The organism is Acinetobacter sp. ANC_7504, from assembly GCF_056779995.1.
This window is the reverse complement of record NZ_JBWYIZ010000002.1, coordinates 155,199-178,976: the sequence shown is the minus strand read 5'-3', so window position 1 is coordinate 178,976 and position 23,778 is coordinate 155,199. Positions and strand designations below refer to the sequence as shown.

General features: G+C 39.9%; 19 protein-coding genes. 9 read left to right on the top strand and 10 right to left on the bottom strand.

Going from position 1 to position 23,778, the window contains the following annotated elements:
• Positions 1 to 7: 7 nt before the first annotated feature.
• Together AC1M9F_RS04745 and AC1M9F_RS04740 are read right to left on the bottom strand one after the other, a co-directional pair.
• The gene (locus AC1M9F_RS04745) at positions 8 to 1,714 is read right to left on the bottom strand and encodes a cation acetate symporter (protein ID WP_180028478.1); all 1,707 of its coding nucleotides are present in this window, start codon (positions 1,712 to 1,714) and stop codon (positions 8 to 10) included.
• A 1-nt stretch (position 1,715) separates the two neighbouring features.
• A complete protein-coding gene (locus AC1M9F_RS04740; protein WP_035265779.1) occupies positions 1,716 to 2,048 on the bottom strand; it encodes a DUF485 domain-containing protein in 333 nt (110 codons plus the stop codon).
• 183 nt (positions 2,049 to 2,231) lie between these two features.
• On the opposite strand from AC1M9F_RS04740, the gene AC1M9F_RS04735 reads away from it, so the two are divergent.
• Together AC1M9F_RS04735 and AC1M9F_RS04730 are read left to right on the top strand one after the other, a co-directional pair.
• On the top strand, positions 2,232 to 5,723 hold the full coding sequence (locus AC1M9F_RS04735; RefSeq protein WP_481586858.1) for a hybrid sensor histidine kinase/response regulator: 3,492 nt from the start codon (positions 2,232 to 2,234) through the stop codon (positions 5,721 to 5,723).
• Positions 5,724 to 6,148: 425 nt separating this feature from the next.
• Positions 6,149 to 6,916 carry a hypothetical protein gene (locus tag AC1M9F_RS04730; RefSeq protein WP_481597186.1) on the top strand — a complete coding sequence of 256 codons (768 nt, stop codon included), beginning with the start codon at positions 6,149 to 6,151 and terminating at the stop codon, positions 6,914 to 6,916.
• 61 nt (positions 6,917 to 6,977) lie between these two features.
• On the opposite strand, the gene AC1M9F_RS04725 is transcribed toward AC1M9F_RS04730, so the two are convergent.
• Complete coding sequence (locus AC1M9F_RS04725) at positions 6,978 to 7,628, bottom strand: response regulator (protein WP_035265788.1); 651 nt, start codon at positions 7,626 to 7,628, stop codon at positions 6,978 to 6,980.
• A 376-nt stretch (positions 7,629 to 8,004) separates the two neighbouring features.
• Here AC1M9F_RS04725 and msuE point away from each other — a divergent pair, with 376 nt between their 5' ends.
• The 4 genes from msuE (at position 8,005) to AC1M9F_RS04705 (ending at position 12,031) form a co-directional block, all read left to right on the top strand.
• Entirely contained in the window at positions 8,005 to 8,742 is a 738-nt protein-coding gene (gene msuE / locus AC1M9F_RS04720; protein WP_035265789.1) for an FMN reductase, read from the top strand.
• A gap of 29 nt (positions 8,743 to 8,771) precedes the next feature.
• Complete coding sequence (gene sfnG, locus AC1M9F_RS04715; RefSeq protein ID WP_481597185.1) at positions 8,772 to 9,881, top strand: dimethylsulfone monooxygenase SfnG; 1,110 nt, start codon at positions 8,772 to 8,774, stop codon at positions 9,879 to 9,881.
• 308 nt (positions 9,882 to 10,189) lie between these two features.
• Complete coding sequence (locus AC1M9F_RS04710) at positions 10,190 to 11,338, top strand: MFS transporter (RefSeq protein WP_481597222.1); 1,149 nt, start codon at positions 10,190 to 10,192, stop codon at positions 11,336 to 11,338.
• A 78-nt stretch (positions 11,339 to 11,416) separates the two neighbouring features.
• Complete coding sequence (locus tag AC1M9F_RS04705) at positions 11,417 to 12,031, top strand: riboflavin synthase (protein ID WP_035265791.1); 615 nt, start codon at positions 11,417 to 11,419, stop codon at positions 12,029 to 12,031.
• A gap of 44 nt (positions 12,032 to 12,075) precedes the next feature.
• On the opposite strand, the gene AC1M9F_RS04700 is transcribed toward AC1M9F_RS04705, so the two are convergent.
• Together AC1M9F_RS04700 and acs are read right to left on the bottom strand one after the other, a co-directional pair.
• Entirely contained in the window at positions 12,076 to 13,257 is a 1,182-nt protein-coding gene (locus AC1M9F_RS04700; RefSeq protein ID WP_481597184.1) for an acyl-CoA dehydrogenase family protein, read from the bottom strand.
• A 149-nt stretch (positions 13,258 to 13,406) separates the two neighbouring features.
• Positions 13,407 to 15,350 carry an acetate--CoA ligase gene (gene acs, locus AC1M9F_RS04695; RefSeq protein ID WP_179999124.1) on the bottom strand — a complete coding sequence of 648 codons (1,944 nt, stop codon included), beginning with the start codon at positions 15,348 to 15,350 and terminating at the stop codon, positions 13,407 to 13,409.
• A 453-nt stretch (positions 15,351 to 15,803) separates the two neighbouring features.
• Between acs and AC1M9F_RS04690 the strand changes: the two genes are divergently transcribed.
• Positions 15,804 to 16,787, top strand: a complete 984-nt coding sequence (locus tag AC1M9F_RS04690; protein WP_481586863.1) for a mechanosensitive ion channel family protein — start codon at positions 15,804 to 15,806, stop codon at positions 16,785 to 16,787.
• Here the strand turns inward: AC1M9F_RS04690 and AC1M9F_RS04685 are convergent.
• The 5 genes from AC1M9F_RS04685 to prfB all read right to left on the bottom strand — a co-directional run bounded on the left by AC1M9F_RS04685 (position 16,761) and on the right by prfB (position 21,570).
• Positions 16,761 to 17,474, bottom strand: a complete 714-nt coding sequence (locus AC1M9F_RS04685; RefSeq protein ID WP_481586864.1) for a 16S rRNA (uracil(1498)-N(3))-methyltransferase — start codon at positions 17,472 to 17,474, stop codon at positions 16,761 to 16,763. The genes AC1M9F_RS04690 and AC1M9F_RS04685 overlap by 27 nt on opposite strands.
• Positions 17,475 to 17,485: 11 nt before the next feature.
• The gene (locus AC1M9F_RS04680; protein WP_481586865.1) at positions 17,486 to 18,766 is read right to left on the bottom strand and encodes a 3-deoxy-D-manno-octulosonic acid transferase; all 1,281 of its coding nucleotides are present in this window, start codon (positions 18,764 to 18,766) and stop codon (positions 17,486 to 17,488) included.
• Positions 18,767 to 18,864: 98 nt separating this feature from the next.
• Positions 18,865 to 19,929, bottom strand: coding sequence for an alkene reductase (locus AC1M9F_RS04675; RefSeq protein WP_481597183.1), 1,065 nt, complete (start codon positions 19,927 to 19,929; stop codon positions 18,865 to 18,867).
• 26 nt (positions 19,930 to 19,955) lie between these two features.
• The gene (locus tag AC1M9F_RS04670; RefSeq protein WP_035265803.1) at positions 19,956 to 20,258 is read right to left on the bottom strand and encodes an ArsR/SmtB family transcription factor; all 303 of its coding nucleotides are present in this window, start codon (positions 20,256 to 20,258) and stop codon (positions 19,956 to 19,958) included.
• Between the two features lie 216 nt (positions 20,259 to 20,474).
• Positions 20,475 to 21,570, bottom strand: a protein-coding gene (prfB, locus tag AC1M9F_RS04665; protein ID WP_481591851.1) for a peptide chain release factor 2 whose coding sequence is annotated in 2 segments (ribosomal slippage) — positions 20,475 to 21,497 and positions 21,499 to 21,570 — 1,095 coding nt in all. Because the reading frame shifts where the segments join, the coding sequence is not laid out codon by codon here.
• 177 nt (positions 21,571 to 21,747) lie between these two features.
• Here prfB and AC1M9F_RS04660 point away from each other — a divergent pair.
• Together AC1M9F_RS04660 and AC1M9F_RS04655 are read left to right on the top strand one after the other, a co-directional pair.
• Positions 21,748 to 22,599, top strand: coding sequence for a putative porin (locus AC1M9F_RS04660; protein WP_481597182.1), 852 nt, complete (start codon positions 21,748 to 21,750; stop codon positions 22,597 to 22,599).
• Positions 22,600 to 22,888: 289 nt separating this feature from the next.
• The gene (locus AC1M9F_RS04655) at positions 22,889 to 23,671 is read left to right on the top strand and encodes a putative porin (RefSeq protein ID WP_035265806.1); all 783 of its coding nucleotides are present in this window, start codon (positions 22,889 to 22,891) and stop codon (positions 23,669 to 23,671) included.
• Positions 23,672 to 23,778 lie beyond the last annotated feature (107 nt).

Genomic DNA, 23,778 nt, shown 5'->3' with positions numbered 1-23,778 from the left:
GTATGGTTTAGTGGTCTGACGCACCAGAAATACCAATACCTGTTTGTGAACGTACAAACTGTGCATCAAATGCTTTACGTTCTGCTTGCGCTTGTGCAGAATTGTCTGTCACAGAGAACAACCAGCAGAAGAAGAATGCTAAAGGCATCGCAAATAATGCAGGACCGTTATATGGATTAATTGGTGTATCAGAAATACCAAGCGTATCTACCCAAACTGCTTTAGAAAGTACGATGAGTACAACCGCTAAAACTAATCCAACAACACCACCGGCAACTGCACCACGCGTTGTTAAACCTTTCCAGAACATTGAAAGTACAAGCACTGGGAAGTTTGCACATGCAGCAACAGAGAATGCTAAACCTACCATGAAGGCAACGTTTTGTTTCTCGAACAAGATACCCAAGATCATCGCAAAGATCGCAAGACCTAAAGTCGCGATTTTAGACATACGAAGTTCAGATTCAGGTGTAGTTTGTCCTTTTTTCAATACGTTCGCATATAAGTCATGTGAAATTGCTGAAGCACCTGACAACGTTAAACCTGCAACAACTGCGAGAATCGTGGCAAATGCAACCGCTGAAATGAAGCCCATGAACAAGTCACCGCCTAAAGCATCAGACAAGTGAACCGCAGCCATGTTATTACCACCAACAAGCTCTAGCTTGCCAGTTACTGCCATTTTCGCAATATCAAGGAATTGTGGGTTGTTCGATACATAGAGAATCGCACCGAAACCAATGATGAAAGTTAAAAGATAGAAGTAACCGATAAAGCCTGTTGCAACAACAACTGATTTACGTGCTTCTTTCGCATCTTTTACTGTGAAGAAACGCATGAGGATATGTGGTAAACCAGCTGTACCAAACATCAATGCTAAACCAAGAGAAATCGCATCAATTGGGTTTGATGCCAGACTACCTGGTCCCATGATTTTGGTTGCATCATCTAAGGTTAAATCATGTACTTTAGAGAAGACTTGAATCGATTGCTCGAACATATTGGTGAAGCTAAAGCCAACGCCTTTCATCACCATAAATGCCATGAAGGTAGCACCTGACAACAACATCACTGCCTTAATGATTTGCACCCATGTTGTCGCTAACATACCGCCAAACATAACGTATGCCATCATGAGCAGACCGACGATGACGACAGCAATGTTATAGTTCAAGCCAAACAGAAGCTTGATCAACTGACCAGCGCCGACCATTTGGGCAATCAAGTAGAATGCAACAACAACAAGAGAGCTTAACGCTGCCAGTGTGCGTACAGGTTTTTCTTGTAAACGGAATGATACAACGTCAGATAAATTGTATTTACCCAAGTTACGCAAACGCTCTGCTATCAAGAAAAGTACGATAGGCCAACCTACCATGAAACCAAGTGAATAGAGTAAGCCATCGAAACCTGACAGGAAAACCATCGCAGAAATACCAAGGAACGATGCTGCGGACATATAGTCACCAGCAATGGCTAAACCATTTTGGAAACCAGAAATTCCACCGCCTGCGGTATAGAAATCTTTGGTGTTTGTGGTTTGTTTAGCTGCCCATTTGGTAATCCCCAGCGTTGCACCGACGAAAATCAAGAACATGATAATCGCAGGCCAATTTGTTGCTTGTTGTTCTGCTGCACCTAAATCAGGACCTGCAAATGCCAATCCAGATAACATTGCAGTCCCTGCAAATGTGAGTAAAGAATTCCATTTCATTTTAGTGTAGTCCCTTCTCGTGAGTGATGGCTTCAACTTCGCGCATAGCTTCTTCGTTTAATTGATCGAGCTTATTGTTGGCAATGTACGAATACACACCACATAACAAGAAAGACAGCACGATGATGCCTAATCCTAGAGGGATACCCCAAGTGGTTACACCACCTGAAAGCGATGACAATAAAAACTCTTTGTTATAGCCAACTAAAAGCATAAAACCAACGTAGACAAACAGCATAATGCCTGTCAATGTCCAGCTCAGTGTGCTTTTCTTTTTGACCATTTCTTTGAATTTGGGATTCTGTAGAATTTGCTCTACTTGTCTCTCATCCATAAACAAGACTCCATATGAGACCCAACCGTAGGTCATTTTTTTTATTTAAATTATTCCGATTTTTAAATTAGCAAGATTTTGCATTGGTTGTAATTTAGACTTTGGTCGCTAAATTTTGATCAATTTGAACGTGACAGTTCATGGATGCGTTATCATTACACGAGATTCTCAAGTGTAAGTCCTATGAACAGTTGGTTGATTATTGGGGTACTCGCCCTCTACATCCTCATCCTTTTTATTTGCGCCTTTTTTGGTGAAAAACATGCCAGTCGGCTCAGCCCACGTGGACGCATGTTATTGTTTAGTTTGACCTTAGGCGTGTACTGTTCGTCTTGGACATTCTACGGCGCAACGGGTGCTGCTGTTCGTGAAGGGATCATTTTCCTTCCAATCTACTTAGGCCCACTTCTGTTTGTCTGGTTTGGTTACGATATTTGGCGTCGCTTAGGTCGAGTACGTCAGCACCATGCTATTTCCTCAATTGCTGACTTTGTGGCAGCACGTTATGGCAAAAGCGGACCTCTCGCCTCACTCGTCACCATTTTAGCCGTGATCGCCATCATTCCTTATCTTGCCTTACAACTGAGAGCCATTGCACTCAGTGCATCCGTGATGTTGCAACAAGATTCAGAAGTGATGAATCTGACCACCAATGGTGTACTTGCACTTACAGGGGTTCTCGCAATTTTGGCTATGATGTTTGGTACACGTCAGATTGCCAACACCGAACAGCATGGCGGTTTAATGCTGGCAGTCGCTTTTGAATCCTTTGTTAAATTATTTGCACTCCTCTGTGTCGCTTTTTTCTTTTTATTTGAACGCCCCGAAAACCTCATTCAAGTTTCCGCAGACGTATCCAAAACCTTCCATGAAATTCAACTGATGGGCGTGCCAGATACCTTTTGGATTCAAACACTTTTAGCAGCATTAGCGATTATATGTTTGCCACGCCAGTTTCATGTTGCTGTAGTTGAATTACGTGATGAAAAACATATTCGTGGTGCGCGCAGATGGTTTGCCGCTTACATCATTTTAACCGTTGTCGCGATTATTCCGATTGCAAGTTGGGCACTTCATGCTGCACCAGAATACATGGCAGTCCCTGATGTTGCCGTGCTGTCACTGCCTTTGAGCTATAACCAAGAATGGCTGACGCTCTTAGCATTCCTTGGAGGATTTTCGGCTTCAACTGGTATGCTTTTAGTCTCTTCAGTCGCACTCTCAATCATGCTCAGTAACGACTTGATTATGCCTGCGCTATGGCGCTTGGGTTGGATTTCTCGTCATGACAAGCGTTTACCTCGAATGCTGAAATTCACACGTCGCGTATGTATTTTGGCGGTCATGCTACTTGGATTCTTGTTCTTCCATTTCTTTAATGACATTGATCAGCTGTCAGTATTTGGTCTTTTGGCATTTAGTGCTGTTGCACAGTTTGCACCTGCACTTATTGGGGGGTTGTACTGGCGTGGTGGAAGTAAGCAAGGGGTCTATGCAGGTCTCATCGTTGGTTTTGTGATGTGGAGTTACACACTGCTCTTACCAACAATTTTAAGAAGTTTACCAGATGAATATTATCAATTTACTTATTCGTTTCTGATGTTTGGCCCTCTGGGATTTGACTTATTAAAGCCTGAAGCATTACTTGGTTTTGAATCATTTGCGCCATTAACACATGGTGTAATTTGGTCACTTGGCTTAAATATCGTGCTCTACATCTGGATCTCACGAATTTATCGTCCAAGTATTGCTGAGCAAATACAGGCAGAAAGTTTCTTCTATTACGAAACTAAACCCCTACAAACGCAACAAACCTCAAATGAAGTTAATTATTTACATCATGATGTCGCACGATTAAAAGTGGGTGACCTGATCACGCTTGCCAAACGGATTACGGGTGAAGGTCCGACCATGCATGCGTTTAATCAATTCTGCTTATCCAATAATGTGATATTAAACGAAAACAGCAGTGCCAATGGGATGTGGTGGCGTTTCACTGAACAATATCTTGCTGGCACAATTGGAGCTGCATCGGCACGTACCCTACTCACTACAGCCATGGTTAACAATGGATTAGCACTTGGACAGGTCGCTAATATTCTAGACCAAGCATCACAATGGCAACGCTTTAACCAAAATCTAATTATGACCATGATCGACCACATGACCCAAGGGGTAAGTGTTGTCGATGAAAACATGTGTTTAGTCGCATGGAATAATCAATATCTCGTTTTATTCGATTATCCAAAAGATTTGGTATATGTGGGCTGCCCGATTGCAGACTTGATCCGATACAACGCAGAGCGCGGTGAATGTGGACCTGGTTCCGTTGAAGAGCACGTACGTAAACGTATTCATTGGATGAAAGTAGGTAGCGCTCATGAGTTTGAACGTATTCGTAAAGATGGTCGTGTTATCCAAATGCGAGGAAATCCAATCGAAGGCGGTGGCTTCGTGACGACATTTGCTGATATTACGGCATTCCGAGAAACTGAAGCACTACTTGAAGGACGCGTTCAAGATCGTACTCAACAACTTGCCAATGCCTTGGCAGAACAACAATTGGCACGTGAACAAGCTGACAAAGCCAATATGTCAAAAAGTCGATTCATTGCTGCAGCAAGTCATGATTTACTTCAACCTATGCATGCTGCACGGTTATTCAGTACGGCATTAGAACAAAGCATTCAAAATGAAGAAGATGCTAAAACGCTACAGCAACTCGATCGTGCCTTACATGGTGCAGAGAGTATGCTTTCTGCATTATTAGACATTGCACGTTTAGAAGGTGGAACAATACAACCTAAACGACAAGCCTATCCATTACATGACCTATTGAGTGACTTAGAACTACAATTTAAATCAATTGCAGCACAACGAGCGATCTCCTTCCGAGTGCATGACGTGAAGTTCTGGATTGATACAGATCCTCAATGGATTCGCCGTATTATTCAAAACTTTGTCAGTAATGCCCTAAGATACACAGCAAAAGGTCGTGTAATTGTTGGGGTGTTACGTTCAGCAGAAAGAGCAAACCATATTCGTATTGGTGTTTGGGATACTGGTCCAGGGATTGCTGAACAACAACGTATTAAACTCTTCCAAGAGTTTGAACGTTGTGGACATACCTCGCCATGGGGTGAACAAGGTTTAGGTCTTGGACTCGCCATCGTTCAGAGAATGACCAGCATGTTGGGTTATCCTGTGCATGTGTATTCCGAGTTGGGTAAGGGTTCATGTTTTATGATTGAAGTCCCACTCATCGATGCACCAAAGGTTGTGACCGCACCAGTTCAAGCCACACCATTAAAATCTGCAGCGTATAAAATTTTATGTTTAGACAATGATGAAACTATTTTAGAAGGCATGGCAACTTTGCTTACTAAATGGGGTTATCAAGTGTTTAAAGCCACAGAACCTGAACAAGCGCTTGAGATTATTCAACAAGAGAACATTCAAGTTTGGTTGGTCGATCAACACCTGAATTCAAATAAAATAGGATTAGATTTTATTGTAGAACATCGTCAAGAAAATGTGCCTGTGGCATTGATTACAGCTGATTCAGATCCTGAGCTTCCGCAAAGACTCAAAGAGCTGAATATTGTCCTATTGAAAAAACCTCTCAAACCTGCCTCTCTACGTTCATGGTTATCAGGTTTAAAAATTTCAAAATAAGATTCGAAATAGTCATATTTTGATACATTCATCACCCAGTTTTTCCAAGAAAAGCTGGGTGATTTTTATACATATTCACACCGTACTTTACAATGATTGGCAGATCTCAGCTTTAGAGGTGGCAAAAGAGAACAAAATAAAGCTAAAAAGAGCATTGGCAATTGACCAAAAAAATCAAAGTCCGATTTTCTATGGCAAAACACATCAAAAGTTGAAATATCATTTAAAACAAATAGTTACAAGTTTACTAACATCATGTTTTTAGATGACAAATTTACTCATCAAATAAAAATTAATACTTTAGTCTTATTCTTATTGCAATCAACATAATTCTAAATCTAGCCATCAGCACATCTTCTTTCGATTAAAGAAATCAAAGTGCCTCAAATTTTCTCGAGAATAAAAGTATCAAATGGAGTCTTGCAATGAATATTTCAGAAGCTATGCCACATGGTTTAGATCGTAATCACGAATTTCATCGCCAATATGGTGCCAATGCAATTTTGCCTGAAATCAAGTGGCAAGAAATTTTTCCATCTACATCCTTAAAAATTGTACATGTACGTGCCTTAGAACAGATTTACCAAACTGCAGTACCTTTAGCTTTACAGGTTTTTGAACAATTAAAATTTGATGTATTTACACCAGCAGCTTATCACCCTCAAGGCTTAGGTTTATTTGATAAATTGGCACAACAAGAAAATCAACTTATTCAACGTTTAGCATCAGAATGCCGAGATTTAGATGAACATACGCGTCATCAAGTGTGGAGTATGTTGTTGCGTGGTGGTGCCGTTTTGGTCTTTAAAGCTTGGCTTGGTAAAGTGAAAACTGGTGAAAATACGCTGGATACCACGCAGTTTGATGAAATTTCAGATTTACTCTTCATCAAAACACCGCCGCTTGCACTCGCAGAACAACTGGGCATCGATGCATATGCAGATTTCGATCATATTTTTCTCATGTATGGCAATGAGGTATTTTTAGATCGTTTTAATGGACTTGAAACGGCTGCACTCTTTGTTGATCTGAAAGTTTATGATGCCGCTTTTTTAAGTCTTAGAGATGATCGCGTTGCAGAATATTTAAAACGCAAGGGCTATGTAACACAAGATCAAATTGATGAACTTCAATGTGCACTCAATCCTCTATATTGTAATGAGTTGACACCTAAACAGGACTGTTTAGCCTAAAGTAGATACGCATCGAAAAAAAGACCTTTGATTAGGTCTTTTTTTCAAATCTAAGAATCAATTAAACACGTTTTTCTTCGATGTTTAATGCATTAATCGCTAATACAGCCTGAGTACGATTTTGAACGCCTAATTTACGGAAAATCGCGGTCACATGCGCTTTAATCGTTGCTTCAGAAACATCAAGTTCGTATGCGATCTGTTTATTCAACAAACCTTCCGCAACCATCATTAACACTCGGAATTGTTGTGGTGTTAGAGATTGAATACGTTCTGCTAAAGCTGTTTCATCTGCAGCACGTGGATCAAAGTTTAAATTCGCAGGCAGGTTTGGTGGTAACCACATATCCCCTTCTAATACCTGACGAATCGCTTCACCAATGTGACTTGGATGCGCTGATTTTGGAATATAGCCCATTGCACCATGTGCAATCGAGCGTTGAATAATTGAAACTTCTTCATGCGCCGATACGACAATAATTGGTAACGATGGATACTGTGCACGCACATGCACCAACGCTGAGAAGCCTGATGCACCTGGAAGATTCAAATCTAAAAGCACTAAATCTGGTTCAGGACCTTTTTCTAAACGTTCATAAAATTCATTAACAGCAGCTGTTTCATGGATTTGGGCTTGCGGTAAGCTGTAACGAACTGCTTGAATTAAAGCATGACGAAACAGTGGATGATCATCAACGATTAAAATATTCATAAGCGAGGCGAGAGATCTCAAACACAATCAATATACTAACTGTGCTATAGCTGTTAAGGATATATAAATATTAACGAATTTTTGCAGAAAATGTCGGGCTAAATCTTACAAACGCGATTTTTTTATGTAATTTTGAAAATTCGATAAGCACATCACTTTTAAATATAAAATTTATTCAAATATTGAAATAGCTTATTCATAATCATAAATATACGTTTATTCAGTTATTTATCACTTATTTATATCTCAAAAAGATTAAATTATCGCTATATACGCAAAAATGATATTTATTCTTATTTTGCTTATTTTACAGAATAAGCATAAATCCACATAAATAGTGCATCCGAGATTAATTTTAAATTTTTAGGTTTGTACTATGTCTACTGCTCAACAAAAACCATTAAATATCGTTGCTGTCTCTGGCGGTCTAAATAATCCTTCAAAAACTGAAGCGCTTGTTCAAGCGATTTTGGATGAGTTAGGTGAAGCAACACCTATTAATGTGCATTTTATTAAATTTAGCGAAATCGGTCATTTATTAGGTGGTGCCATTTATCGCAATCAGCTGCCGCAACGTGTTCAAGATGATCTTGCTGCTGTTGAAGCCGCGGACGCATTGATTGTGGGAACGCCCGTATATCGCGCATCTTTCACAGGTTTATTTAAACATTTCTTTGACTTTGTAGAACAAACTGCGCTGGTTGATGTGCCTGTATTACTAGCTGCATCAGGGGGCAGTGATCGCCATGCCTTAGTACTTGAGCATCAATTGCGTCCTTTATTTAGCTTCTTCCAAGCACAGACTTTGCCAATTGGCGTTTATGCAACTGATCGTGATTTTACGCCTGAATACACCATTCACAGTGAACTATTACGTGCGCGCATTACCTTAGCCATTGCTCGTGCTTTACCAATTTTAGAGTGGGCACCAGCCAAAGGTAAACGTGCTGAAGTCGTTAAAGATAAAACCCAACAAGCCAATCAAAACTTGGGCATTAACAAACAAATCGAACAAGAAGAAGTATTGCCTTCAGCAGCAGTACCAAGTTTAGATGCAGCAGAGTCACGCTTGCATCACAAGAATAATGCTGCCCCAAAAATTGAAGTGGCATAAATATAATTGAATCAATGAGGGTATAAGCCATGTCTAATGCAGAAAAACAAGCGATTAAATTTGCCTATTGGGTTCCAAATGTCAGTGGTGGTCTTGTCGTCAGTAATGTTGAACAACGAACAGACTGGAGCTACGACTACAATGTTCGACTCGCGCAAGCTGCTGAAAAAAGTGGATTTGAATATGCTTTGACACAGATTCGATTCACGGCAGGATACGGTGCTGAGAATCAGCATGAATCTGTAAGCTTTAGTCATGGCTTATTGGCAAAAACTGAAAAGTTACATGTAATCGCAGCAATTTTACCAGGCCCTTGGAAACCCGCGCTGGCGGCTAAACAGCTCGCGACAATTGATCATTTAACCAATGGTCGTATCGCTATTAATGTTGTGAGCGGATGGTTCCGTGGTGAATTTGATGCCATCGGTGAAGAATGGCCTGAACACGATCAACGATATGCACGTTCAGAGGAGTTTATTCGTAGCTTAAAAGGCATTTGGACGCAAGATAACTTTAGTTTTGATGGAAAATATTATCAATTTAAAGACTACACCTTGAAGCCAAAACCTGTTCAAAGCCCACATATTGAAATTTTCCAAGGGGGTAGCTCGCGTGCCGCACGTGATATGGCATCTCGTGTTTCTGATTGGTATTTCACCAATGGAAACACGCCTGCTGAAATTAAAAAGCAGATTGATGACATCCGTGAAAAAGCCAAGCTGAATCAACATCAAGTCAAAATTGGGGTGAATGCCTTTATCATTGCTCGCGATACTGAAGAGGAAGCAAAAGCTGTACTTCAAGAAATCATTGACAATGCAAATGTAGAAGCAGTCAATGCCTTTGGTGATGCAACTCGTGAAGCTGGTGCCGCAACTCAAGAAGGTGAAGGTAACTGGGCAAAATCAACATTTGAAGATCTTGTCCAATACAACGACGGGTTCAGAACAAATCTCATCGGTACACCGCAACAAATTGCTGAACGTATCGTTGAATTAAAATCAGTTGGTGTGGATCTGATCTTATCTGGCTTCTTACATTTTATAGAGGAAGTTGAATATTTTGGTGAAAAAGTACTGCCTTTAGTTCGAAAACTCGAAGCTGAACAGCAACAACACATTACCGCTAAATCAGCTTAATTTGTCTTCGATTATTCAACAACGATCTGAATGAAATCAGCGCTTTGTTCAATCTTGTTTTGACCCTGATAACTATAATAATAGCGTCATGCAGTAGCAACTTAACCCCCAAGGCTCGGCTTGGGGGCTTTTTATTGGATAGTTCATATAATCTGATCAGCAACAGTACATCGAAAATTGAATAAATCGTACATTGTTCCGCTGTTGCACGGTTATAATCACCTCAAAAATGAAGACAGCACAGCCTTATGGGTTCAATTCAATCAATAGAACATTCAAACAATTCCTCTGGTGCTTCAGCGAATAAAATGGCGGTTCATATTATTTTCGCTATTGCATTAGCGCATGGATTACATGATCTGATCCAGTCTTGCTTACCAGCCATTTATCCCATGCTGAAACTCAATTTTGACTTGAGCTTTACCCAAATCGGGATTATTTCTTTGGTCTATCAAATGACTGCATCTATTCTGCAACCTTGGGTTGGACTCTACACTGATAAGCATCCTAAGCCCTACCTCCTCCCTTTGGGTATGTGCGTTACACTGCTAGGTATCGTTTTGCTAGCATTTGCATGGACTTTTCCAATCTTACTGATTTCAGCAGCACTCATCGGTGTGGGCTCATCTGCCTTTCACCCAGAAGCCTCACGAGTAGCGAGAACAGCATCAGGTGGTCGCTTCGGAACTGCTCAATCCGCTTTTCAAGTGGGTGGTAATAGCGGCTCTGCCGTTGGGCCACTGTTGGCCGCAGCAATCATTGTACCGAACGGCCAAGCCTCAGTTGCTTGGCTCATGATATTTGCCATTTTCGCTATTTATCTGCTTTACAGAATAAGTCGATGGACCATTCAATATGGTGTTCAAGCTGCTTCAGCAGTAAAAGCCAAGCAATCAACGCCGTTGAAAGATTCTAAACTTGTACAGGGAATTGTGATTATCTGTGCGTTAATGTTTGCAAAATTCACGTACATTGCAAGTATTGGAAATTACTATACCTTCTATTTGATCGAAAAGTTTCAGGTCAGTATTCAACAAGCTCAGCTTTATTTATTTGCTTTTTTAGCCGCAGTAGCAATCGGTACTTTTGCTGGCGGCCCTATCGGTGACAAAATAGGTCGTAAAGCTGTCATTTGGATTTCCTTTATTGGCATGGCACCCTTTGCATTACTCATGCCACATGTGAATTTGATGTGGACGTGTATCTTTGCGATTCTTGCTGGATTGATTATGTCTTCCGCATTTTCAGCAATGGTTGTATATGCACAAGAAGCGATGCCAGGTCGTGTCGGCATGGTCTCTGGTTTGATGTTTGGTTTGATGTTTGGGATCAGCGGTATCGCGGCAGCAGCTTTGGGCTATGTAGCAGATCATCAAGGTATTCGTTGGGTATTTCACTTTAGCTCATACTTACCACTACTGGGTTTATTGACCTTCTTTTTACCTAGAACCAATTGATCTGCGTAAGATGATCATCTCTACGATCTCAGGTAGGATTAAAAGCAATTAAGATTTATTTTTAGGCAAAGGTTTATTATGTATACAGGTATCGTGCAAGGGTTAGAAAAAGTATTAGATATACAGCATAAAGAGGGATATCGGACTTTTGTTATTTCTAATGCGCTCAATCTTTTTCATGATGTATTTATCGGCGCCAGTGTTGCGATTAATGGTGTTTGCTTAACCGCTACACAAATTGATCTGATCGCTGGTCAAGTGCATTTTGATGTTTCAAATCTAACACTTGAATTAACCACTTTAGGTCAACTCAACGTCGGTGATGAGGTCAACATTGAACGCTCCGCTAAAGTAGGTGCTGAGAATGGTGGGCATAATTTATATGGTCATATTGAAGGCACTGCAACCGTAAAGCATTTAACCAAAAATGGTGAAACTGTTCATATCGACCTTGAAATTCCAAATGGCAATATCAAATATTTCTTCTTAAAGGGCTTTATCGGTTTAAATGGCTGCAGTTTGACAGTCAATCGGGTTGATCGTGCAAACAATCAAATCTCAATCGATCTTATTCCAGAAACTTTACGCTTAACCACATGGAAATATATTCAAGTCGGCGATCAAGTCAATTACGAAATTGATCAGATGACACGTACGCTTGTCGATACTTTAGAAAATATTCATCAAAAATAAATAAAAGCCTCTACGATAGAGGCTTTTTTCATAATCAATTGGATCTAAGAGTAGAAACTCGGATCTGGAACTTTTCCAGTTAATGCCCACTCTCCGACTTCCTGATATTTATAATCAATTGGATCATGCAGGGTTTGGGTTCGTACATTACGCCAGAATCGATCTAAATTCAGTTTTGCAGTAGTCGCGCGTGCACCCATCACTTGAAAAATATTTTGTGTCACATAAAGTGAAGTATGAGTCGCTGCAATTTTGGCGGTTGCGATTGCAATTGAGGCTTCACCACGTTGCTCCGCAGTTAATGTTTCCCCTTCATCCCACGCCTTTTGTAATGTATTGATCGCTTTTTCCGCGAGCAAGCGCACACCTTCAAGTTGCACATAAAATTCGGCGAAATGCTTCTGGGTAAATGGATCATTCACCGCTTGTTCAACCAGTGATTTCGACCAAGCTTTTTGTGTTTGAACTGTCTCTTTCGCAACATTGAACGCTCCCTCAGCAACACCTAAAAATAAATGCACGAAAATCAGTTGAGCAATTAGCGGTCTCAAACTTGAATAAGGTGTACTTAAAGGACCGGGATTGAGGAGTAATTCATCCTTGCGAATTTTGACCTGTTCAAAATGACTGGTACCACTATCCGTTTGACGTTGCCCCATATTATTCCAATCCCCAAGAAAGCTCACGCCCTCTCGTGCTGTTGGAATCACGCCAATCAGTAACTTTCCATCTTCATTAAATCCCGAACAGAGCAGGATATCTGAATCAATTGATCCAGAACAAAAACTTTTATCACCATGGAAGATAAATTCTTCATCAGAAACTTGTTTCGCGGTTGTTCTACGATCTAATGGATTTAACGTATTTCCCCAAAATAAGTTGTGTTTGGCAGTTTGTCTAAACCAATCTCCATATTGAGCTGGCTGTGCGAAAAGTTGTACCGTCGCAATAAGCAAATGATGAAAGCCATATACATGCGCAAGTGAACTATCAACTTGAGCAATGGTTTGAATAGTTTTAAAAATCGTGCTCCAAGTTGCACCTTGCCCACCAAATTCTTTTGGAATAGATAAAGACAACAAACCACTTTGTCGAATTAGATCTCGCTGAGCCTTTGGATTTCCACCTTGTTTATCTCGTTCTGCTGCGGTTTTCGCAAACTCAGATGCAAGTATTTGCGCAGTCTCAAGTGGCGTTTCAGGATTAAAATTTAGGGGAGAATTCATTGTTATATTCCGTATCGCATCTACTGATAAGCTTAGCAGATCAACATGATTTGACTTATCACAATGCCTGCTTTTCTTATCACTGAACTAAAAATACCGCTAGTTGAACTAACGGTATTTAAAAAATGACTTCGTCTGTTTAATCGGGATTACTGCTGTGATTTCACTTCAGCAATTAATTGATCCACGACCTGTGGATCTGCCAAAGTTGAGGTATCGCCCAAACTATCTAGCTCATTAGCGGCAATTTTTCTCAAAATTCGGCGCATAATCTTGCCTGAACGTGTTTTGGGTAATGCTGGCGCCCAATAAATTGCATCTGGTGTAGCCACAGGTCCTAAAACTTTTCTTACCCAACCTACTAGCTCTTTCCTGAGTTCTTCTGACTCTGGCGTATCTGCCTGTAAAGTTACATAGGCTGCAATCCCTTGACCTTTGATGTCATGTGGCATACCCACAACGGCTGCTTCTGCAACATGTTCATGTGCAACCAATGCACTTTCAATCTCTGCAGTCCCCAAGCGGTGTCCCGAAACGTTCAGAACATCATCCACTCGCCCCGTAATCCAGTAATAACCATCTTTATCACGGCGTGCACCATCTCCCGTGAAATAATTCCCTGGATAAGTTGAGAAATATGCCTCGATAAAACGATCTGGATCACCCCAAATGGTACGCATTTGTCCTGGCCAAGAATCTTTGATCACCAAATTACCTTCAGCCTCTCCTTCTAGCTCTTTACCATCAGCATCAACCAAAGCAGGTTGTACACCAAAGAATGGGCGTGTTGCAGAACCAGGTTTAAGTGCAGTTGCGCCCGGTAAAGGCGAAATCATGAAGCCACCTGTTTCAGTTTGCCACCATGTATCTACAATTGGACAACGACTTTCACCAACTACGGTGTAGTACCAGTTCCAAGCTTCAGGATTAATTGGCTCACCGACGGAGCCCAACAAGCGTAAGCTACTACGGTCACTTTCACGGATAAATGCATCACCTTCACGCATCATCGCTCGGATCGCCGTTGGTGCCGTATATAAAATTGTGACGTTGTGCTTATCTACAATATGTCCAGTGCGTGCCCAAGTTGGGTATTGTGGAACACCCTCAAACATCAATGTTGTCGTCCCATTTGAAAGTGGACCATACAACACATAAGAATGACCAGTAATCCAACCGACATCAGCGGTACACCAGAAAATATCATCTTGTTTTAAATCAAATACTTCCCTAAAGGTAAAGTTCGCGTAAGTCAGATAACCGCCTGTAGTATGTAGCACACCTTTAGGTTTACCCGTTGAGCCTGAAGTATATAAAATAAACAGCGGATCCTCTGAATTCATTGGTTCAGGTGGACAGATATCTGTGACTGTCATGATTTCCATGTGATACCACAGGTCACGACCTTCATGCATTGTGATTGGGTTACCAGTACGATGCACCACAATGACATTTTGTACAGAGCTCGTCCCTTCAAGCTCCATCGCTGCATCAACGTTTTCTTTCAGTGGAATTGGCTTACCACCCCGCATGCCCGAGTCTGCTGTAATGATGACTTTTGCTTGGCTATCATCAATACGACTTGCTAAAGAATCTGGTGAAAAACCTCCAAACACCACGCAATGTACCGCACCAATACGTGTACATGCCAACATCGCAATGGCTGCTTCAGGGACCATTGGCATATACAGAACAACACGGTCGCCTTTGGTCACGCCATGCTTCTTGAGAACATTGGCAAAACGACAAACTTCATCGTGTAATTCTTCAAATGAAATAATTTTATGGCGTGATGGATGATCACCTTCCCAAATAATCGCAGGTTTATGTGGGTGTTCTTTTAAATGTCGATCGAGACAGTTTTCACTGACATTTAATTGGCCATCTGCAAACCATTCAACTTTGTAATTCTCTTTATCAAAGTTGGTATTTTTGACTTGTGTAAAAGGCTTAATCCAGTCTAGTTTCTTGGCTGCTTCGGTCCAAAATGCTTCGGGGTTTTCAATAGATGCTTTATACCGCTCGAAATATTGCTCTTCATTGGTTCGTGCAGTTTTTTTAAAAACTTCGGGTACTGGATATATTTCATTCATAATTCGCATCCTTGATTTATGTTTCTCATCTCGAGAGTTGTCTTGATCATACTGATCATTTTTTGTCTTATATCTTGAGTATGACTATACTTTAAAATTTCAAACAATCATGCTTTGGTCGTAGACTGAGCATTCATTTATTTCAAAAGTTATCCGTATCTTCTTGCCAATTGAACAACCTAAAATATCTAACAATCAATGATCCGAATCATTGCTGATCATCATTCATAAGCAAGTAAAATCTGTCGTTGTCAAAAAACTCCATTTTTTTATCAATAAATACCATTTCGATTTTTTTGTTGGACAAGGTGCTGAATGTTTATAAAAACATGCAATTTTTTTGTTATTTTCAGTTTATTCAATGAATAAAAATGACGATAAAACCTGCGAACGTGATTTTTATTCACTGTATTTTCAGGCAAAATGTAAACATTCAATACATTTGGAACACTCGTGGCTGAACAACAAAATTCTTTGAGTCAGGTGGCTCAAGGTACGACTCAACTTCTACAAGATGCAAGTGAGAAAACGGCTCAAACCGTCATTGCACATACTGCGAAATACAATGATGCATATACCACCATTGATAAAATCATGGATGGCTTTTGGGAACGAATCCCTTATATCTGTATTGCTTTGATTGTATTTACCTTATTTTGGTTGTTGTCTAAGCTGTTCAAATTATTTGTCAGAAAAGCACTTTCAGAGCGTTCATATACCAAACAAAATTTAGTGCTCGTCCTCAACCGCGTCGGTAGCTCTTTTATTATTTTCTTTGGCTTCTTAATTGCGATGGTTATTGCAATTCCAGGGTTTACACCTGGACAGCTGATGAGTGCACTGGGGATCGGATCTGTCGCAATTGGTTTTGCATTTAAAGATATTTTTCAAAACCTGCTCTCTGGTATCTTAATTCTACTCGGTGAACCCTTCAAAATTGGCGACGATATCATTGTGAATGGTTTAGAGGGGACCGTTGAAGATATTCAAATTCGTGCAACCTACTTACGTTCACCTGATGGTCGCCGTATCGTCATTCCCAACGCAACGGTTTATACCAATGCAGTTACTGTTAATACGGCATATCCACGTCGTCGTTGTGAATTCGTGGTCGGTATTGGTTACGAAGATGATGTTCAAAAAGCGAAAGATATTATTTTGAGTATTTTAGACCGGGATCAACAAATCCTCAGTCAACCTGCATTTAGCGTGAATGTCTCTGCCTTAGCTGATTTCTCAATCAACCTCACTGTACGTTGGTGGGTGAATACGGGTGAAACTGCGACATCTACATCTATTAGTTTAGTTCAAGAAAAAGTGATTCAAGCTTTTGCTGAACATGAAATCTCGATTCCATATCCAGTTCAAGAGGTTAAAGTCTATCGCGGAGATTCTTCACAAGAAGATGAATCACCACGTGCTAAACAGACGACCTAACACATAAGGAATCACCGTCTCAGTACGAATAATTCGGTTGCCTAAGCTGACAGCTTGGCAGCCGTTTTTTATGAGTAAATCAATCTCATAAGGAATATAACCACCTTCAGGCCCAATCAATATCGTACACGGGTGCTCAATCGCATGAGGCATACTGTGGGTTGCATAAGGATGTGCTACATAAGCTGGTCGTTCAACGGAAATCATTTGAGGAAGAACATCTTCCACAAAAGGTTTAAAGCGTTTATACATTTCGATTTCAGGTGGAAATGTATCACCCGCTTGTTCTAAGCCCAGTTGAACATAGTGATCAATTTGTTGTAAAAATGGTGTTTGCCAATAGCTTTTATCGACCCGATAGCTGTGCAGCAAAATGATTTTTTCTACGCCTAAAGTTACAGCATCTTGAATCAATCGTCTCAATACTTTCGGTCTAGGCATAGCAACGATTAACGTTACAGGTAATTTCTTCGGTACAGGCTCTTCATAAAGTGGCTGAATTAAGATTTTCCTTTCAGAAATTTCTATGACCTCAGCTGTATATCGACCAGCACCTCTAATACCAACCTTTAAAGTATCTCCAATTTTAATATCAAGTTGATGCTTCAGATGCTCAATTTGGCGTGCAGATTGAATCGTCCAGAGGTCATCCTGTGCTGATGCAGGATCAAGCAATACAATATTCATATACTTAAAAACTAAAGGTATTGATTCAGGACATGAATATGTTTTTGCAATGACCCTGTATTCCGTTGCATGATCTTTTGAGCCTGATTTTGTACTGCTAAAATCGTTTCATCCTGAGATAAGCACTGAATAAGATGATTCACCACCTCTTCCGTAGTTTGACCGATTAGAATCCCTTTTTCTTCCACAAATTCATCGACAATGGTTTGAAAGTTAAAGTAGTTCGGTCCAATCACAGTCGGGACATTGAGTGATATTGGCTCTAAGATATTATGCCCACCGCCAGGTTCATTTAATGATCCACCCACAAAACTTGCTTGGCTCAATGCATACCAAATCCACATTTCACCCATACTATCAGCAAGATAAACTTGTGTATCAGCCTCAATGATTTCACCTAAACTACGTCGATGCATTTTTAACTCATGACTTTGAATGGCTTGTGCAACTTCATCAAAACGTTCTGGATGACGCGGTACAATAATCAGCAAGACGGCAGGATGATCATTTAAATAATCTTTAAACTTAGATAACAGATTTTTCTCTTCAGGATGATGTGTGCTTGCAATCGTAATAATTTGGCGTGCTTGCAAATCCCAATCTTGATGAATTTGTTGCGCTTTCAATAGCATTTCTTCGGGCGCATGAATATCAAACTTAATACTACCCACTGTTTGACTATGCGCTGTAGCAGCACCTAAAGCCCTAAATCGATTCAGTGAAGCTTCATCTTGAGCCAAAAGTTGAGTCAGACCGCTGAGCATAGGCTGAGTAATACTTGGTACTTTGGCGTATCCTTTTGCTGACTTTTTAGATAAACGTGCGTTCACCAAAAAAGTGGGTATTTTACTAATTTTCGCCTGATCAATTAAATTGGGCCATAGTTCTGTTTCAACCAAAACCAACATTTTGGGTTGATATTTTTTAAAAAAAGCACTGACTAATTTTTTTTGATCTGCAGGTAAATATACTGCTTGAAAAAGATCTACATATGGTGCTTTTGCAAATAAGGATTTAGCTCGTGCCTGACCTGTTTTGGTGGTATTCGAAACCAACACAGCATACCCAAGCTTTAAATAATGTTCTATCAGAGGTTGTGCAGCATTGGTTTCTCCAACTGAAACCACATGAAACCATATCGCATTAAGATTTTTTGGAGATTGAAACGGACCGAAGCGCTCTAAGCACTCTTGATGAAATTGCTCAATATTGTCTGCTCGCTTTTTTATACGCCATTTATAAATTGGCTTTAGTAAAGCCAATGCTGCGTTATACCAAAATGGAGTTGTCAAAACGTAAGACCTCGAGCATTCTTAAAAAAATAGGGCATGACCACGAAGTTGAGATCATACCCTGCGAATTTTTTCGGTTCAAATACTTATCTTAAATTTCAATTTCCTTGTAAAAAAGGATAATCGATATAGCCTTCAGCCACATTCGTCCCGATCATATTTTCTAACTTTAATTCATTCAAAGGAGCATTCTGTACCAAACGCTCATATAAATCAGGATTGGCGATATAATCTTTACCAAAAGACACTGCATCAGCTTGACCTGAAGTGAGAAGTTGTAAAGCATCCTCTCGACTTAAACGCATATTGGCAATAAAAGGAATACCTTGTCCACGCGCTTTTAATTCTTGGCTAATACTGTCTTCTGCCAAATATTCACGTGTAAAGAAAAATGCAATGTTTCTTTGACCGAGTTGTTCTAACACATAACCAAAAGTTTCACGTGGATCATCATCACCCATATCGTGTTCATCACCACGAGGAGCTAAATGTACACCTACTCGACCAGCACCCCAAACTTCAATTAGCTCATCCACGACTTCTAACAAGAAACGCGCACGATTTTCAACCGAGCCACCATATTCATCTTCACGCTGATTGGTTTTCGATTGCAAGAATTGATCAATTAAATAACCATTCGCCGCATGCAATTCCACACCATCAAATCCTGCCTCTTTAGCACGAATTGCTGCTTCTTTATATTGCGCTGTAATCGCGTGAATTTCAGAAATTTCTAATGGACGTGGCAAGACATAAGGACGTTTCGGACGCAACAAACTGACATGTCCGGCTTGTTGAACAGCACTCGCCGAAACGGGTATATCACCCTTCAGTAAATCTGGATGTGACACACGTCCAACATGCCAAAGCTGAGCGACAATTAATCCATCTTTATCATGAACAGCTTGGGTTACTTTCTTCCACCCTTCTACTTGAGCATCAGTGAATAATCCTGGCGTATTTAAATAGCCATTCGCCTCCTCAGAAATTACGGTCGCTTCTGAGATAATTAATCCACTACTTGCACGTTGCGCATAATACTCAGCCATCATTTCTGTTGGTACGCGATCATCTGTCGCACGACTACGCGTTAAAGGTGCCATAACCACGCGATTTTTGAGCTTTAATTCACCAAAGACTACTGGGCTACTAAAATCAGTCATTCATCTATCCTCTTCACTCATTATCGTTAGAGTGATTGTTGAAGGTGTTCTGCAAAACTTTTTATCAGTGCTTCATTACGAGAAAAATAAGACCATTGACCATGCTTAGTAACATGAACCAAACCTGCTTGCTGTAAAACAGATAAATGATTAGACATGGTTGACTGAGATACATCTGCAATTTTTTCAATCTGTCCTGCACATACGCCACGACTAAAATCTTGCACGCACTCATCTTGTGGAATAAAGCGCTCTGGATCTTTTAAACATTGTAAAATTTGGCGGCGTATCGGGTTCGATAAGGCTTTAAAAATTGCTTCAGTATCCATCTCATTTCACTCAAGTTAATGATCTGCACTGTGCTGAACTCATTATATCGATTTTTATAGATATTAATATCGAATTATTACGATATTTAACAAATCGAGTTTATGAATGACTGTGCCGAATAATTCTGATTCTAACATTGAACTGATTTAATCTAGCAAGCTTCGTGCTAGAACGAAAAAGGCAGGGCTTTTGCCCTGCCTTTTTTTAAAAAAATATTAAAGCCCTTGTTTCAAACTAGCTTCAATAAATTTATCAAGATCACCATCTAACACGGCACCCGTATTTGAATTTTCAACGCCAGTACGTAAGTCCTTAATACGTGAATCATCCAACACATAAGATCGAATTTGGCTCCCCCACCCAATATCCGATTTAGAATCTTCTAGTGCTTGAGCTGCTTCATTACGCTTATTCATTTCCAATTCGTACAATTTAGCACGAAGCTGTTTCCAAGCATGATCACGGTTAGCATGTTGTGAACGCTGGTTCTGACAAGCCACCACAATTCCAGTTGGTGCATGGGTTAAACGCACGGCAGAATCTGTTTTGTTAATGTGCTGACCACCTGCACCTGAAGCGCGGTATGTATCCGTACGGACATCTGCTGGATTGATCTCAATTTCAATGTTGTCATCAATTTCTGGAGACACAAAAACCGCTGAGAATGAAGTGTGACGACGGTTGCCTGAGTCAAAAGGTGATTTACGGACTAAGCGATGTACACCTGATTCAGTACGTAACCAACCATAAGCATATTCGCCTTCTACACGAATAGTTGCCGATTTAATCCCAGCCACATCACCGTCAGATTCTTCCATTAACTCAGCTTTAAAGCCATGACGCTCAATCCAACGTAAGTACATACGTAATAGCATAGATGCCCAATCTTGAGCTTCAGTACCACCTGACCCCGCTTGAATTTCGACATAGCAAGGATTTGGATCCATTGGATTACTAAACATACGTCTGAATTCAAGTTTAGCCAGTTCAGCCTCAGCTGAATCAAGTTCTGCTTGAACATCTGCAAGCATTTCTTCTTCATCCGCTTCTACAGCAAGATCAAGCATCGCTTGTGCATCATCAAGTTGTGTTGCTAAACCATCTAAAACATTTAAAACGTTTTCGAGCTCACCTTTTTCTTTTGCCATCGCTTGAGCACGATTTTGATCATTCCAAATTGCTGGATCTTCAAGTTCGCGGAGAACCTCCTCTAAACGCTCTTTCTTTAGATCGTAGTCAAAGATACCCCCGTAGTGTTTGACCACGTTCGTTCAAGTCTTTCAGCTGGAGAAGATAAGGATTAATTTCCACGGTGTAGATCCTAAATATGTCTATATCAAAATTGGCAATATTTTAACACAGCCAAGTAAAACTTGAGAGTTTGCTTTTTTATTCAATATTCTCTTGACCATTGTTTAGTTATTATTAACAATACATTTAATTATTAAAAAATACTTACTTTATTTTTACAACAATAAGCAGAGACTTATGAAAATGAACAAAACCTATTTGGCTTTGGCCATCCTCCCTTTGACAACTTCAGCTATGGCCTACCAAGCTCAAATTGATGCTGGATATACCTATTTTGACCATGATAGTCTCAAGGTTGATTATCACGGTGTATTTGAAACAGAAGGTACTTATTACTTCAAAGCAGTTGATACTGAAAATAAACCACTTAATGAGGCTGCATTTCTTGGCCACCATAATCGCGTTTCAGCGAAATATAGTTTTCAGCATATTAAAGACGATAAAGTGTATATAAATGAAACAGTTGCACAAAGCAAACAAGAGCTGCACGGCTATTCAATAGGGGGAGAATATTATATTGATCAACTGTACTTCACAGGTGAGGTCGGTCGTCAACATTATAAAGTGGAGTCACGCTCAAGCTCACTAAACGGTTCATCTCATGCTAAGCAGCGTTTCGATCTAACCACCTATAGAGCTCTCGTTGGTTATACTCCTATTCAAAATTTACTGATAGCAGTAGGTATTAATGCTTATAAAGGTGAAGGCTTTGATGAAAATGCTTTTGCTTTAAAAGCCAAATATGTCACCCCATTAGGCCAAAATGGTCAATATCTCAATTTAGAATTGGATGGTAGCTTTGGACATGATATTGATTCGATTACATTTGGTGGGGATTATTATTTAACTCAACGCTTAAGCCTAGGTAGTGCTTATACGCGAGATACGAATAGCACTAGTAAAATTCATAAAGACGAATACCAATTACGTGGCAAATACTTTATCAATAATAACCTCTCTCTTGGGAGTATTTTAAGATTCAGTGATGATGAAAATAAGTTTAATGTAAACGGAACATATCGATTCTAATTCCATTCAACAGGGGGAAGTAGCAGTGCCAAAACTGCTACTTTCGTTCAAATTGCATACAATTCATATTCAAAAGCAACATAAAATGACTAAAACACCTTATCTTTCACATGAATTAACATGTTTTTTTATTTTTTAAAATCAATAACTTAAATTTTTATTTTTACATAAAAATTACACAAGATACATTACTGTTACTTTTGCTTGATTGATCCTTCATGATTTTCCCCTACACTGAACTTGTAACAAAAAATGTATTAACAACTAACTCTATTGAGGGGAAGTATCCATGAAAAAATTAGCAATCGCGTCTGCACTTCTTTCTGCTTTAGCTGTAACTGGAACTGCAAATGCATATCAAGCTGAAGTAGGTGCTTCTGCAGGTCTTATCGATCCTGATAATGGTAGTACAAGTGGTTCATTTGGTGTTGATGGTACTTATTATTTCCAACCAGTTCAAACACGCAATGCTCCACTAGCTGAAGCTGCATTCCTTGATCGTGCAAGTAATGTAAATGCGAAATACCAATACAGTGAAGTTGGTGATGATGAAAGACATCAATACGGCGTAGGTGTTGAATACTTCGTACCTAATTCTGATTTTTATGTAAGCGGTAATGTTGGTCGTGATGATCGTAAATTTGATATTGGACCTGATTTTGATGAGACAGTTTATGGTGCTGAAGTAGGTTATTTGCCTGCACCTGGCTTATTAATTGCAGCAGGTCTTAAGGGTTACGATAACGACTATGATGATGGTGTTGACCCAACATTACGTGCTAAATATGTAACTACATTGTCTAACGGTAAAGATATCAACTTAGAAGCTGGCGCTGCATTTGGTGACCTTGATGAATATAATCTAGCTGCTGATTACTTCATCGATAAAACTTTAAGTGTTGGTGTGGATTACTATAGTAAAGATACTGGTCCTGCAGATACAAACGAGTTTGGTGTAAGCGCACGTAAATTCTTCACACCTCAAGTAAGCTTAGAAGGTCGTGTAGGTTTCGGTGAACTTGCAAATAATGATTACAACAAGTTCGGTTTAGCTGCTAAATATCGCTTCTAATATCTTAATTAAAATTTAGTGTTTCTTAAAAGCCCATCTTAATGATGGGCTTTTTTTGTGCAAAATCCCGATGGAATGTCATTTTTTGTGCATTGACTCATCCCCTT